This is a genomic window from Treponema parvum (assembly GCF_017893965.1).
GTDB lineage: Bacteria > Spirochaetota > Spirochaetia > Treponematales > Treponemataceae > Treponema_D > Treponema_D parvum.
Window position 1 is genome coordinate 1,950,958 of sequence record NZ_CP054142.1, and the last position, 15,179, is coordinate 1,966,136.

Sequence of the window (15,179 nt, forward strand, 5' to 3'; positions counted from 1 at the left end):
AATATGCTGACTTTTTAAATACTTGCCGTATTCGATAATACGTCAGCCTTTAAGTCGGATTTTCCCACACGGTCGCTTAGCCTTCAACCGGGTCTTCCCATGTTGTCAGATTGAAGCGTTTTTTTGCATATCTCTTTTTATATAAATTAGAAATGAAATTACAAAAGTTGAAATCAAAATCATAAAAATTAGACAAAACGCAATAATTAAATTCATGCCTAACAAATGTTCTAAAATCGAATCTAAATATACTCGAATCGGATAATGAATCAAAAATATGTACATTGAAATATTTCCAAGTAACTGCATTTTTTCTTTTTTTAAAATCTTTGAAACACAACCCTTGTCAAAAGAAAAGATAAATACAAATAATGCACATAGAAAACAATCGATTATATTTTTTAAATAACTATTCATCGTTATAAAAATTGAGTTTCTTGTGAAAAAAAACGAAACGACAATCACTGAAATTATAATTTCAAAAATAGAAAAATATTTAAATTTATTTTCCTTTAATTTTACATAAATCAAAGCAAGATTCATTCCTATTAAAACATAAAAAACTCTCCAATACGGACTTGCGTATGATAAAATATCAATAATCGAATAATGATTTTCAATTTTTTCAAAAACAAACTTAAGAACAACTATTATGAGGATATTTAACATAACATAAAGTATATTTGAAAAAATTAATTTTCCAATTTTTCTTAAAACAAACATTAAAAACGGTGAAACCAGATATACACAAAACAAGCAAGATAAGAACCAAGCTACGCCATTAAAAGCGGATGTAAACGCCATCATACCTGTTGCTGATTGAAGAACAGGAATATTTACAATCAGTTTTACAACTTGATAACAAATTTTCTTTACAATAGCTTCGTTTTTATAAAAAATAACTGCAATATTCCAACACAATCCTGAAAGTATTGTCGCTAAATACACTGGATATATTTTTTTAATGTGATTTATTCCAAATTTTACATCAATAATCAAAGGACATTTTGAAATTTCTGGAAATTTATTTAGATTTCCAATCATCATTCCAAATCCTGAAATCATAAAGAAGAAATCAACTGCAAAAGTGGCATCATGAATAAAGATTTTATAAAAATCACCAAAACCGCTGCATTCTCCCAAAAATTCAAAATGAGCAATCACAATATTCATAATCATTATGAATCTCAAGCCTGTAAATGATTTTATTTTTTTGTATAACAACATTTTACCTTGAAAATATGTTATGAAAATTTAAAGCGGGTCTGAGCACCGTCAACATAACATTTTTTCATCTTTCGTCATTATTAGCATAAAAAGCATTAATTTTCAATCTGACAAATTTGTAATTTGCAACCGCAGTACAAGTTATTTTACATTATCTATTTGATTCTCTCTTTATCAAACAAATCCGATTTTAAGAAGTTTGAAAGGCTTTCCTTCCAGTCCGGAAGAGTAATTTCCAGAGTCTTCTGAATCTTATCTTTACTTAAAACGGAATAGGCAGGCCTTTTTGCAGGCGTCGGATATTCATACGTCGAACACGGATTTACAACGCAGTTTTTACCTGTTTCATTAATTCGTCCGGTTTTGATTCCCTGTTTTTTGATTTCATTCGCAAAGTCCCACCATGTAATTTCTCCGAGATCGGTAACATGATACGTTCCATAAGGAACTTCTTTTCTATTTATAATTTCCAATATTATGCCGGCTAAATCGGCGGCAAAGGTTGGAGTTCCTTTTTGATCATTAACGACTTTTACGGACTCATGAGTATTCATGGCTTTGATCATCGTATAGACAAAGTTCTTCCCTGCCCAACCGTAAAGCCATGCGGTTCTAAGGATGTAATACTTATCTGTATTATCAAAAATCGATTTTTCACCTGCGGCCTTAGTCATGCCATATACTCCTAAAGGAGACACAGGAGCATCTTCCGTTATCGGGCTGTTGCCCGCTCCATCGAATACATAATCGGTTGATATGTGAATTACTTTGGCCCCGCATAAATCGGCTACCTTTGCAATATTTGCAGGAGCCGTTTCATTAAGTTTACGGGCTAACTCCGCATCGCTTTCGGCTTTATCAACCGCAGTATATCCTGCACAGTTAACAATCCATGTGATGTCCGAATCTTTTGCGAATTGTTTTAAAGCGTTGATATCGGTGATATCTACGTCAATATCGCTCATAACATACTGAAGTTTTTTCTCGTTTAGCTGCCGGCAGATTTCGCTGCCGAGCATACCTTTGCAACCGATTACCCAAATCACCTATCTACCCTGTTGTGTATAATTCTTAAAAATCCAATCTTTATAAGCCCCGGACTTAATGTTATCGATCCATTCGCCGTGGTTCAAATACCAGCGGATCGTTGCAAGCAGGCCCTGTTCAAAAGTCATCCTGCGTTCCCAGCCGAGTTTAGTCTTAGCCTTTGCACAGTCGATAGCATAACGCTTGTCATGCCCCGGACGATCCTTTACGTACGTGACGGTTTTGCGAACAACTTCAGCGTCTTTACCGATTTCCTTACCGGTCAAATCGATAACTTCGTTCAAAAGCTTAATGTTCTGCCATTCGTTTTCACCGCCGAGGTTCCATTTTTCGCCGGTAGGGCTTCCTTTCACGATTTGCCAAACGCCGCGGTTGTGGTCTTCAACATAAATCCAGTCACGGATATTGTCACCCTTACCGTAGACGGGAAGGTTCTTGCCGTCTTTGATGTTGGAAATCATCAAAGGTAAAAACTTTTCCGGAAACTGGAAAGGTCCGTAGTTGTTTGTGCAGTTAGACAAAGTGACCGGCAAACCGTAAGTGTGGTAATAAGCCATTACGATGTGGTCGGAACTCGCCTTAGAAGAAGAATAAGGCGAGCGGGGATCATAAGGAGTGGTTTCCAGAAAGTAACCTGTTTCACCGAGAGAACCGTAAACTTCATCCGTAGAAATGTGGTGGAAAAGAACATCGTCACGAACAGTACCGTCCGTTTTTTTCCAAAAGTTTCTGGCACAATCCAAGAGTGTAAAAGTTCCGATTACGTTTGTTTTTATAAAAGCTTCAGGCCCGAGAATGGAACGATCTACATGGCTTTCGGCCGCAAAGTGAATTACAGTATCTATGTCATACTGCTTAAAGATGCGCTCAATTTCCGCACGGTCACAGATATCAATCTTTTCGAAGAAATAGCGCTTGCCGCCAAACTGTTCTTCAACATCCTTTAATGATTCAAGATTGCCGGCGTATGTAAGACAGTCTACATTTACAATGTTCCCTGTAAAGTCGGCGTCGTTAAAAAGGTCGGTGCCGCTATTGCTTACCCCAAACAAATAATGAATAAAATTGCAGCCGATAAAACCGGCGCCGCCGGTTACCAAAATATTCTTAAGTTTTCTGTCAGACATCTTATTCTCCAATCCATTCGGCGTTAAGGTCGAAATATTTCTTTTCCGGGCTGAACGGAACGTATTTTTTGTCTTTTTCGCTTAAATTTACATTTTCCGTAATTCCGGAAAGTATTGACTCCCAGTCAATGCCGATTGCCGGATCGTTCCACATAATTCCGCCTTCGTCCTCAGGATGATAGAAATCCGTACACTTATAGGCAAACGTCGCAGTATCTGTAAGAACACAAAAACCGTGCGCAAAACCTTTCGGGATGTAAAACATATTCTGTTTTTCTGCATCAAGAATTACACCGTAATATTTCCCGAAAGTTGCGTTCCCGACACGTAAGTCCACAGCGACGTCATAAACCCTTCCCTCTAACGCTCTAACAAGTTTTCCTTGAGGATGTTTTGTCTGAAAATGAAGACCGCGTAAAACATATTTGGATGATTTTGACTGGTTGTCCTGAACAAACTGCATAGTAAGTCCCGCTTCAAAAAAATCTTTTTCAGTATAAGTTTCTAAAAAGTATCCGCGACTATCGCCGAAAATTTTAGGCTGAATTTCATATAACCCTTCTATACCGCATTTTTTAAACTCAAATGACACTTTTTATTCCTTCATGCCGGCAATAAATTCCAAATAATGGCCGTATTCGGTTTTATAACTCTTAGCCATATCCAAAAGCTGTTCCTTAGAAATCCATCCATTGTTAAAAGCAATTTCTTCAAGACAAGCAACATAAAACCCCTGTCGTTTTTGTATAGTGGCGACAAAGTTACCCGCTTCCTGTAGTCCCTCGTAAGTACCGGTATCAAGCCAGGCCATGCCGCGCCCAAGCAGTTCAACCTTGAGCTGCTTACGCACCAGATATTCGTTATTTACCGCAGTGATCTCAATTTCTCCCCGGGCGCTGGGCTTAACGTTAGCGGCTATATCCACAACGGAATTATCATAAAAATAAAGACCGGGAACAGCATAGTGAGATTTGGGGTTGACGGGTTTTTCCTCAATACCGAGAACATTCCCTTCTTTGTCAAATTCAACGACGCCATAGGAGGTAGGGTCGGCAACATAATAACCGAAAATCACCGCCCCCTTGTTCTTGCTGATTTTTTCAGCGGCGCTTTTTAAAGTAGAAGTAAAGCTCTGACCGTAGAAAATATTGTCTCCAAGCGCCAGGGCGACATCGTCATTTCCGATAAAGTTCTTGCCGACAATAAACGCGTCCGCAAGGCCTCTGGGCTTATTCTGAACCGCATATTCAAAATGCATACCGAGCCATTTTCCGTCGCCGAAAAGTTCTTTAAAGCAGCCGATATCGCGAGGAGTAGAAATGATCATGACATCCCGAATGCCCGCAAGCATAATACAGCTCAACGGATAATAAATCATCGGCTTGTCGTAAACAGGTAAAATCTGCTTACTGACAGCCCTAGTAAGCGGATATAAGCGGGTGCCGGCCCCTCCGGCAAGAATAATGCCTTTCATATAAAAATCTCCAAGGGTAACGCTTTATCGCAGCTAACAAAGTTCTCACCCAAAGCATAGCATCATTAGCTGATATTTTCAAAATTCAGTCTATTTTAGATATTTTTTAATACCGAAATACATGTACGTAATAAAATAAAAAATAGCCTTAGGCAACGACAGTTTTAACTCTTTTCGCAAAATATGCCATTGCCATAAACATGCGATAAATTTATTTCCAGAAATGGAATGCAATTGTACTCGATACAGGGCTTCCATAGTCTTTGTATTAATCGCTTTAAAGTCATTTAAAAGAATTGTAAGCCACATAAGATAATCTTCATGGTGGATTTCTTTTTGATAAATTTTACCGACCTTTTGAATATCATACACAGCGGTCAAATTCCCAATACAATCTCCTTTAAGTAATGTTTTATAGCTCACAACACCAGGTGCCGTTACAATACGGTTATCTCTCAGTCCATTCACATCTATCTTTTCATAGTGGGAAAAGACGACAGCAACGTTGTCACTTTCAAAAAACGGAAGCTGATGTTCCAGTTTTGTCGGAAGCCACATATCGTCGCAATCAAGGAAAGCTATATATCTGCCGGATGCATTCCGTATACCGACATTACGCGGCGTTGCAGGCAAGCCGGAAGACCGATCTGTATGAAACAAACGAATTCTAGTATCTTCGGCACAAAACGATTCTATAATCTTTATGGAATTGTCCGAGGAATTATCATCTATAATGAGCAATTCCCAATCCGTAAATGTCTGCGCGAGTACGGAATTAATGGACTCTAAAAGATATTTCTCTCCGTTATGACAGGGCATTATGATTGATACTTGAGGCATACGATATCCTTAATTTCCAAATATATTCTTTGCTTTACAAAACATATTGAATTTTTCAAAAATGTTGTCATCCGATAAATTTTGCTTAAAATATGAATATGAATACTTATTAAATAATTCAAATTTTTTACCGTTTATACATGATATAAAATCTTCTGCCGTATTGCAAAATCCTCCGATTTTATTAAAATCAGCAATAATACCGACAAAGGCTTCTTCTGTTCCCACAACCGACTTTCCATAGGAAAGAGCTTCAACTGTTTTTGTTTTCATTCCCGAACCTGCAAAAATAGGCGACACTATAAAATCAATATCGTAATAGAACGAATCCAAATTATCTACATACCCAACAAAGTGAATGCCCTGCCTGTCCGGATATTGAGCGCTAACCGCATTGCAGATCGAACCTGCCAAAATAAGCTCACAATCTATAAAAGGTAAAACCTTCTCTATAAACCAATAAATTCCTTGACAGTTTGCAAAAAAATCAGATCCTATAAACGCACAATTTTTATTGAGGGATTTTCTTCTTACAACGGAAATGTTTCGCATCGGCATAGAAATCGGCAGTATTAAATCACAAGGTTTTTTATAAATATCATTAATACCCGCCGCATCCCGATCGGTTAGTGCTATTCTAAAATCAGAATATATCGTACTCTTTTTTTCTATAGATTTTATATACGTTGAAAAAACATATGATAAAAAATTTTTATAATTATGAAACATCGCCCGGTAATATTTAAATTCAACATTATGATAGAAAACTATAGTAAGAATATTTTTCGTTGCGCAAATCTTTACAAGTTCTCCGTATAAAGAGGAATTAAAAAACACGAAATCATATTTTGTATTTTCTACCATATCAACAAATGCTTTTTTTATTGGTTTCGTTACCCCGTAATCTTCACGAAAAAGCAAATTCCTCAACTTTATAAAATTGCTTACCTTTTTTATTTCAAGAGTATCTATATTATTATACCCGCAACACTGACATAACATCCGATAATTACGTTTTGAAACAATCGATCCTCCGTCGTTTTGCTTTTGATTCAATGTCCGTGTTACAAGCAATACTTTCATATTTTCTTCACTCAAAAAACGGCTTGTAATTAAGTATATAATTCAGATTATCATTTCTCATGCCTATCTTTTTTGCCGGAACACCCGCAACAATTGAAAACGGCTCAACATTTTTAGTAACAACTGCACCTGCGGCAATTACTGCGCCTTCCCCTATCGTAACACCAGGTAAAATAATTGCCCTACTTGCAATCCAGACATTCGCATTTATTATCACTGCCGCACTATGTAAACGATGATCACAACTCATAGTATCATGCTCCTGTGTCCAAACGTTGACATCTTGAGCAATGTCAACATTATTGCCTATACGCAAAGCAGCACCCCTTCCGTCTAAAATAATACCGCTATTCAACACACAATTATTACCTATAGAAATATTACGCGGATTAAGAAAAGCTATATTACGAGATAAATATATATTCTTACCGAAGCACTTTATTATCGCTTTTCCCCAGAGCAATCTTATATAATAAAAAGGCAGCCACATAATTATAGAATTCAGCATTTTGTACACGCCGTAACATATTCTTTTCAAAAATTTCATTATATCTTTCCTCCGGTAATTATGATTTTATTATTAGAAATTAAACAATAAATTTGTATATTGATAGTATGTTCTCAAAAGCGGTGTGTTTATCATACGATAAAACATAACAAAGCTATAAACAATAATAAAAGAATATACAACAGGTTTCTCCTTCGCCTTTATTTTTTTAAAAATCATAGGAATGATTATAATTTGAAATTCTCTAAAACCATACGCCAATCTATGAGCCAATATATCCATATTGTTAAAGAACAAAAAACAAATAATGGAAAAAAATAAACCATTTAATAATAAATTATATTTTTCATCATCTATTCCAAATCTATTCCCCTTGATAATAAACAAGGTAAAAATCATTATCCTGACAAGTATCCCTATGTTAATACCGACTGCTTTAGAATACTCATTGATTGACATATATACATTTACCTTTGCTTTTAAATAACTTAGAGGAATAAAGTTCACAACAAATACGAGAAAATTTAACCTCATCAAAACAAATATGAATCCGAGCATTAAAATAACATAATACACGAATTTTCTCATTCTTATCTTCAAAAAGAACGGTGAAATAAGAAAAACAACTGATGAATAGTGAAACAAGATCCCGATCAAGCAATAAATGAGGAACTCCTTTTTATTAGATCGCAACAATGCCAATATTCCTATATAGCAAAAACTTATACTCAGACCTTGTCTAATACCATCGAAATCTCTCTCAATAAACATTCCTGACAAATAAATTAATAAAGATACAGTTAGATAAGGAGACATATTTTTATAGAATCTAAACTTTAAGATTAAAGTAATTGTGGCCAGCAAAAACCAGAAACACTCAAATGGTAAATTAAGCACGAAAAAAAGACGGGATAAATACCAGAACAGCGGTTCAATTGAAAATAAAGTATCTTTATAGTCTTTAAACTTACCCAAATTAAAAAAGAGCATATAACTATTATAGTCGGCACCTACATTTCCTTTAAAAACCGTAAAAATAATTAAATAAAAAAATATGACATAAAAGGCTAATAATTTTAAACTTTTATTCAGATACTTATTTTGGGAAATAAAAATTTCATTATTACTAAAGAGAGCGATAATAAGCCATAATAAATAAAAAGGTAACATTTAATGAATCCTTATTAATAGCTATCGATCTCTTCTTTTAATACACGAAGATAACAATCTCCATATTTCAGGTCGGGTTCTATATAGTTACCTTCCCCCCATTCATTCCACGATTTTAAAAATACTATTTGTCTATCTTTAGATTTTGTTTTCAGGACAGAAAACACTTCTCGCAAATGAAGTCTAAATAATGTCGGAGTAGAGCCAGTTATTACATATCCGCCCCTACCGCTCCTTGGCGTATGATCCCAATTAGGAATAATAGTCGGAGCAACACTTTCATTAGAATCCAAGCCCGCTATAAATGTATGATAAATCTGCTTATAACTACGAATCAACGGGACGCGTAATGTTATCCGTATTAATTTTGAAATAAATTTTACTATTTTCTTCCTATAGAAAGTATTATCCATGTGTCTTACACTATTCACAATTTCTATCCCGTTTGATAATATACTCTTATATTCCTCATCCGTTCTGACAGATTGTGCTATAAAAAATATACCGTTCATACCGTTTTGCTTTGCTAATTCGTTCCAAGTATCTAAAAAGATTTTTAAATCAGGAATTTGCAACGGTTTCAAAATCATAAATGCAGGTTTACCATCTATACAAATATATCTATGATCTTTTAGGGCCGGTAAAATATCATAAAAATGTTTTACATAATCATTTTTACCACCATATGTCTGAATCACTAAATCTTTTTTATCATAAGATCCGTCTAAATTCCAGAATTTATGCTGCCAAGTTTCATTTGCCCAACATAACATGAATGGAAAGTCCGGCTTCCCGCTTATTAAAACTTCATTGAACGGCAATTCAAGTTCCTGTCTGGTTGGGGAAAACCAATAATGATAATAACAAAAACCTTCTATCCCGTATTCTTTTGCCATTTCCGCTTGTTCTATTCTAGTTGTTTCCAACCTTAAATCATAAAAACCCAAATCACTTGGAATATGAGGCTGTTCATGTCCTATAAATAATTTCTTTGCTTTAGCAACATTCGTCCATTCGGTGAATCCTTTTCCATACCACTCGTTATTATGCTTTGTAGGGTGAAATTGAGGCAAATAAAAAGCTATAACCCTAGGTTTATTTTTTTGCATTATATTCCTCTAAAATCTTATTCAATATTGTTTCATCAAGTCTCTCATACACAAATGGTATGTCTTCGGCCGTAAATGAATCAAATAAAGAAACAAGATCTGTTTGCACAAGCCGTTGTCGAAGTCGCTCATCAAACCGATACTTTATAAACTTCGCGGGGTTTCCTCCGACAATAGCATATGGTTCGACATTCTTAGTAACGACAGCGCCCGCTGCAATAACGGCGCCTTGTCCGATAGTCACACCGGAGCAGATAACAACGCTGTCACCAATCCAAACATCGTCTTCAATAACAATATCCCCTTTACAGCCGGCCTCTTTCAATGCGCCGAAACACTTGACTTTAAATGGATATGTTGAAATAGAATCAAGCTGATGTTCGCCTCCAAGTAAAAATCTGACATTTGGAGCAATGGAACAATATGAACCGATATACAGTTTTGTATCTGCAGAACTGTAGTCGGTAACATTAATTAATCCATATGTTCTTTTCCCGACAAGAACTTTAGATAAATCACAAAAATTTGCAATGCATGTTTCATTGTGTTTATTACGTCGTCTATATTTTCTTCGAAAGAATTGAAGCTTTATTCGTTCTAATCCAAACATATAACGATACCTTTATATTTGCTTATTTTATCATTTTAAATATTACTTGAACAATTACTTGTTTTATTTTTTAGTTATTACTTAACGCAACTTAATAAGTTCTTTATATGTCTGATAAATATTTGAAATCCAAGTTTTCTTCTATAATGTTTATAATAATCTTTGCAATTATAAGTTATATTAATCAAACTATCCAAATCATCATATTCGTTAAAAATAAATTTATCTTTATTTATTTTTTGGTTAATAACCCATTCAATAAAAAAGCCAAATAAAATATCCTTTTCCAGATAATCATACGTTGATTTTGATATGATATGTCTGGCTAAATATTCGCTATAAATATTAAATTGTTCAATATAAAACACATTATAAAGCCCATACGACAAATCCTTCTTGTTTACTTCATGAATAGAAAGCAGCCTTTCATTAACTATAACCGCTGATTTTTTTATAAACATTCTCTCAATTACAAACCGAATTGTATAAAACCACTTTGAAATATCTAAATCAAGTAAGAACTTTATATCGTCTTTCCAATATCCATGTAAAACATCAGAAGTAATTTGGAAAGAAAGCTTTGTCAATAAGGAATCAACATCTTTAACTACATAAATCATCGGTATATCTTTTAAATAGCTGTTTGCAAAAAATAAAAGAGGTCTATTATCAATATAAATTTTAATATATTTTACTATTCTATCAATCGAATCTGAATTATAAATAAACGTATCGTTTGAAATTTTTCTATATTCGCCGTTAGCCAGCATAAGAGATTTATAAATATTTTTACTAACACCTTCATTTTCAGTATTTCTTGAATAAATAATTTTTTTGTATCTTTTGGAATATTCCTCCATCATAAATTGAGTACCATCAGTTGAAGCATTATCAGAAACAACAATTTCTACATCCCCAGATATGAATGCCTTTTGACAAATAATAGATTCTATTGACTTTTTTAATTGTTTGCATCTGTTATACGTTGGAATACAAACACTTAGATAAATCATATAACTCCATGAAGCAACTTCTCTATTTGTAGAGAAGTTATTTTATAAAAATCCAACTTCTCATGATATGTACCGTAATTTCTAAATATTTCCCTAGGAAATCCGACATGCCTAATTTGTAATTCTCTACCAGCCAGAGAATTTATAATATCATAGTCCAAAGAACCTTTATATTCCGGCTCAACCACAAGGATGTTATCGGAAGGACAATTATCTGCAAGCGTATCGCCATCAAAAGGTTCCAGCGTTGTATAATACAGCACCGTGACATCTTTATTCTTACAAACGTCCATTACCATGTCAAGCAAAACTCCAACAACAATGACAGTAATCTTTGAACCTTTTTGTATAACATTCGCTTTTCCAAATTTCACATCAATATCATATTTTTTATTCGGATAATCACTAATTCTATAAAAAGTCGGACGTCCGTCACGATAAGTCTGATTAAAAAGAGTTAAAAATTCCTGGGCCGTACCGGGAGCGACGAATTCACAGCCGGGAATCATCTTAATCAATTGTACATCGTCCGGACAGTAATGAGAATAACCATATTTAGGATAATCTATAGCAGCGCCCGTACCTACAACATTTACACCAAGCTTTTGATAAGCAAAATCCATTTTAATTTGTTCTAGGGCTCGTTCTATAAGATAAGGTTGTATTCCAAAAAGCGTTGGGATAAATCCCCTTCTTGCCAAACCGGCAGCAATACTAAACATTCCGTCTTCATAAATTCCAACATTTGTACATCTATCAGGAAATTCTTCCAATACATCACGAATTGCCCACATACCAATATCCACTGTAAAGAAAATAGTGTCCGGTTCATTCCTTATCATATCTGCTACACGACTTAAAAACGTTTTTCTCAAAATTCATCTACCTCTTTATTTAATAACACAAGTTCGCTTTCGTTCGGTGCTTTGTGGAACCATATCTCATGTTCTGTCATCGTTTTGCTACCATACCCACGTATTGTATGTGCAATAACAGCCTTTGGCTTTCCATTGTTCATTTTTTTAATTCCAGAAAGAATACTTTCACATTCGTTCATATCATGTCCGTTTACTTCAAACGTATCAAAATTAAATGATCTAAGCTTTTCACTAATTGAATTAAGAGAAACCATCGCTTTTACAGAATCATTATCATCAATAATCACACATAAATTATCAAGATGTTTATCACCGGCGAAAATAAATGATTCCCACATCGTACCCTCACAAAGTTCACCATCACCGCAAAGTACATATACATTGGAACGACTTTTCTTTATTTTGTTTGCATATGCGATACCCGTACCAAACGGAAGTCCATGACCTAAAGACCCCGCATTGTTTTCTATACCGCCGCTGAATTTAGTTAAATCCGTTTGTATGCAATAACGGCTATCAAAATTTCCAATTTCGCTTGCAATATCTTTTAAATTAAACATACCTTTTTCTATTAAAATAGGATATAAAGCGAGAGTAGCCTGCCCTTTACTTATAATAAAAAAATCGCGGTCATCATCTAATGCTTTTTCTGGAGACCAGTTCATCACTCTGTCATATAAAACCCACATAATATCCAGGCAAGAAAATACACTTTGCAAATTCCCGTCTTTGCATTTATGAGAGAGATATAAAGCCGTCTTTCGCAATTTTCTTGAAATTTCTTCCATGACTATTTATTCCTTTTTATAGAATCGACTATTTTTTTTATAAGTTCTTTATTAAAACGAATTTTATTTCCACCGTTTAATTGATTGATTACTTCCAATGTCTGCATTTCAGATAAACCGTTTTTCTCACAATAAATACCATATTCAGGATTACAATGATTTATAGCAGTAATAAGCAAAGGAATAGAATAGCCCCATGAAAACTTATCGTATATATCTTTTATATAGTTATCATATAAAGAAATTATATTTTCCACATCATATTTATAATTGAAATTTGTATTAAGATAATTTGCGATTATTTCAGTATTTAAATTACCGGCACCTCGTCCTATACCATAAATACTGGAGTCAATAATCAGATCACGGTCGCCTTTATTACAAATAAGAGCTTCTGCGATTCCAAATGCCTGTTGCATATTATTATGACCATGATACCCGATCAAAATCTGTTTATTTAGATTGGCTTCCATAAGTTTATAATAATGCATGGCCTTTTCAATTGTCAGAGTTCCCCATGAATCTACTATATACATTGCCATTGGAGTCAAAACTTCAAACTGATGAATCATATTTATAAATTCTTCGTCCGTGTACTGATCAACACGAGCCGGCTGAATAAAAAGCTTATATCCGTTTTCTACAATTTTTTTACAATATTCAAAATCCTGACTAAGCAGGCGCTTCCATACAATAACCCGAATAATATCTATCGTTTCAGGTGTACACGGATCTATCATTTCAATAGGGATTCTTCCCTGAACATCAATCATTGCAGCATATAATGTCCCTGGTTTCTTTTTACCAATAAGAGGAATAAGTCTTTTTACTGAATTAAAAACCGTCCTATTGTGATCTTCCTGTTCATCCTTTAAAAAACCAAGCTCGATTATATCAATATTAGAATCAACCAATTTTTTTGTAATTTCATCAATAGCTCTTCTGCCAAACATCCAATCATTTATATAACCGCCATCTCTCAATGTACAATCTAAAAGTTTAATCATTTCATATTCCTGTATTTATCAATATATGACTGGATTGCATCTCTATTTGTTATTACTTTATCTTTTTCATTAAACAAGGAAATCACATCAAAAATTTCTCTTGCTGTGAGATGATAATCATTTTTTAAAATATATGCATAATTGGGGTTACAATCATGATAGGCTGTAATAAAAGTTTCCATGGAGTATCCCCATTGAGATTTTTCATAAATGCTGTGTATATATTTATCATAAATTTCAATAAAATTTCTAATTTTATAATTAGTCTTAAAATTATCATTTAAATATTTGGCAAAAAGTTCAATATTCAAATTTCCGGAGCTTCTTCCAATACCCCTCACTGTTCCATCAATAATTATATCTCTGTCCAATTCAAGTTCTCTAAAACTTTCTGCAGTACCTACAGCCTGTAATAGATTATTATGTCCATGATAACCAAGTTTTATATTCTTAGATAATACAGAATCCGCTGTATTCAAATATTCCAAAAGGCGTTTCTTACACAGTAATCCATTTGAATCAACAACATAAATTGCATAAGGGTTTATTGCGGCGAATTTTGAAACCATGTCCTTAAATTCTTCAAGCGTATATTGATTGACCCGATCCGGCTGGACACATAACTTATATCCCTTGTCTATTATTGCTTTACAATAATTTAAGGCTTCAGGAATCAAGCGTTTCCAAACAATTATACGGATTATATCAATTGAAGTTTCGCTTTTAGGTTTTAATTTCTCTAATGGGAAAGGATTAAATATCTCTCCCATAACGGCATAAAGCCTATTCGAATCTTTCTTAGATATATACTTATCAGCCAGTTGAATATCATTCCAAACAACTCTATTTGAAGAATAAGTTTCATCTCTTAAGAAGCCTAATTCTAAAATATCAACTCCGGCATCTTCCAACTTTGAACATATATCATATATAGCTTTATCACCAAATTCCCAGTTGTTTATATACCCTCCGTCACGTAAGGTACAGTCCAGCAATAAGCATTTACTCATTTATACCCCTTTATAAAGTTAATCCACCGTCGAGTGAAATAACAGCCTATTAAATATAATCAACATCATCAGATGCTGGATACATAATAACTTTAGCAATTACCAACCTGTCTCATACGTCCAGCAAGTTCGGTTTCCTCGTATAATTTAAAATAAAAACATATCACCGACTCCAAGACAAATACACTTTATTCTTATTTTATCGGTATCTATTTTTACAGCCATCTTTCCAAACTTAAAATTCAGCAGCCGAACAAAATATCAATTTTCATTAAAAGCTTTAATATT

The 15,179-nt window shown here is 34.1% G+C and carries 16 protein-coding genes; all 16 read right to left on the bottom strand.

Annotation, left to right across the window (positions count from 1 at the left end):
* Window positions 1-105: 105 nt before the first annotated feature.
* Window positions 106-1,227, bottom strand: a complete 1,122-nt coding sequence (locus HRQ91_RS08625) for an acyltransferase family protein (RefSeq protein ID WP_275946230.1) — start codon at window positions 1,225-1,227, stop codon at window positions 106-108.
* Window positions 1,228-1,382: 155 nt separating this feature from the next.
* Window positions 1,383-2,273: a dTDP-4-dehydrorhamnose reductase gene (rfbD, locus tag HRQ91_RS08630; protein ID WP_210119167.1), complete on the bottom strand. Its 891-nt coding sequence runs from the start codon at window positions 2,271-2,273 to the stop codon at window positions 1,383-1,385.
* Window positions 2,274-3,401, bottom strand: a complete 1,128-nt coding sequence (gene rfbB, locus HRQ91_RS08635; protein WP_210119168.1) for a dTDP-glucose 4,6-dehydratase — start codon at window positions 3,399-3,401, stop codon at window positions 2,274-2,276.
* Between the two features lies 1 nt (window position 3,402).
* Window positions 3,403-3,993 (bottom strand): dTDP-4-dehydrorhamnose 3,5-epimerase, encoded by a 591-nt coding sequence (gene rfbC / locus HRQ91_RS08640; RefSeq protein WP_210119169.1) that lies wholly within the window; start codon window positions 3,991-3,993, stop codon window positions 3,403-3,405.
* 3 nt (window positions 3,994-3,996) lie between these two features.
* The gene (rfbA, locus tag HRQ91_RS08645; RefSeq protein ID WP_210119170.1) at window positions 3,997-4,875 is read right to left on the bottom strand and encodes a glucose-1-phosphate thymidylyltransferase RfbA; all 879 of its coding nucleotides are present in this window, start codon (window positions 4,873-4,875) and stop codon (window positions 3,997-3,999) included.
* Window positions 4,876-4,965: 90 nt separating this feature from the next.
* Window positions 4,966-5,715, bottom strand: coding sequence for a glycosyltransferase family 2 protein (locus HRQ91_RS08650; RefSeq protein ID WP_210119171.1), 750 nt, complete (start codon window positions 5,713-5,715; stop codon window positions 4,966-4,968).
* Window positions 5,716-5,724: 9 nt separating this feature from the next.
* Window positions 5,725-6,813: a glycosyltransferase gene (locus HRQ91_RS08655; protein WP_210119172.1), complete on the bottom strand. Its 1,089-nt coding sequence runs from the start codon at window positions 6,811-6,813 to the stop codon at window positions 5,725-5,727.
* Window positions 6,806-7,345, bottom strand: a complete 540-nt coding sequence (locus HRQ91_RS11885) for an acyltransferase (RefSeq protein WP_210119173.1) — start codon at window positions 7,343-7,345, stop codon at window positions 6,806-6,808. The genes HRQ91_RS08655 and HRQ91_RS11885 overlap by 8 nt, the downstream gene beginning before the upstream one ends.
* Before the next feature lie 33 nt (window positions 7,346-7,378).
* Window positions 7,379-8,476: an EpsG family protein gene (locus HRQ91_RS08665; protein ID WP_210119174.1), complete on the bottom strand. Its 1,098-nt coding sequence runs from the start codon at window positions 8,474-8,476 to the stop codon at window positions 7,379-7,381.
* Window positions 8,477-8,490: 14 nt separating this feature from the next.
* Window positions 8,491-9,585 carry a glycosyltransferase WbsX family protein gene (locus tag HRQ91_RS08670; protein ID WP_210119175.1) on the bottom strand — a complete coding sequence of 365 codons (1,095 nt, stop codon included), beginning with the start codon at window positions 9,583-9,585 and terminating at the stop codon, window positions 8,491-8,493.
* On the bottom strand, window positions 9,572-10,195 hold the full coding sequence (locus HRQ91_RS08675; protein ID WP_210119176.1) for a CatB-related O-acetyltransferase: 624 nt from the start codon (window positions 10,193-10,195) through the stop codon (window positions 9,572-9,574). Before HRQ91_RS08675 ends, HRQ91_RS08670 begins: the two co-directional genes overlap by 14 nt.
* 77 nt (window positions 10,196-10,272) lie before the next feature.
* Entirely contained in the window at window positions 10,273-11,208 is a 936-nt protein-coding gene (locus HRQ91_RS08680; protein ID WP_210119177.1) for a glycosyltransferase family 2 protein, read from the bottom strand.
* Window positions 11,205-12,083: a transketolase family protein gene (locus tag HRQ91_RS08685; protein WP_210119178.1), complete on the bottom strand. Its 879-nt coding sequence runs from the start codon at window positions 12,081-12,083 to the stop codon at window positions 11,205-11,207. The genes HRQ91_RS08680 and HRQ91_RS08685 overlap by 4 nt, the downstream gene beginning before the upstream one ends.
* A complete protein-coding gene (locus HRQ91_RS08690; RefSeq protein ID WP_210119179.1) occupies window positions 12,080-12,874 on the bottom strand; it encodes a 1-deoxy-D-xylulose-5-phosphate synthase N-terminal domain-containing protein in 795 nt (264 codons plus the stop codon). The genes HRQ91_RS08685 and HRQ91_RS08690 overlap by 4 nt, the downstream gene beginning before the upstream one ends.
* A 2-nt stretch (window positions 12,875-12,876) precedes the next feature.
* The gene (locus HRQ91_RS08695) at window positions 12,877-13,881 is read right to left on the bottom strand and encodes a beta/alpha barrel domain-containing protein (RefSeq protein ID WP_210119180.1); all 1,005 of its coding nucleotides are present in this window, start codon (window positions 13,879-13,881) and stop codon (window positions 12,877-12,879) included.
* Window positions 13,878-14,891 carry a beta/alpha barrel domain-containing protein gene (locus HRQ91_RS08700; protein WP_210119181.1) on the bottom strand — a complete coding sequence of 338 codons (1,014 nt, stop codon included), beginning with the start codon at window positions 14,889-14,891 and terminating at the stop codon, window positions 13,878-13,880. The genes HRQ91_RS08695 and HRQ91_RS08700 overlap by 4 nt, the downstream gene beginning before the upstream one ends.
* Between the last annotated feature and the right edge of the window lie 288 nt (window positions 14,892-15,179).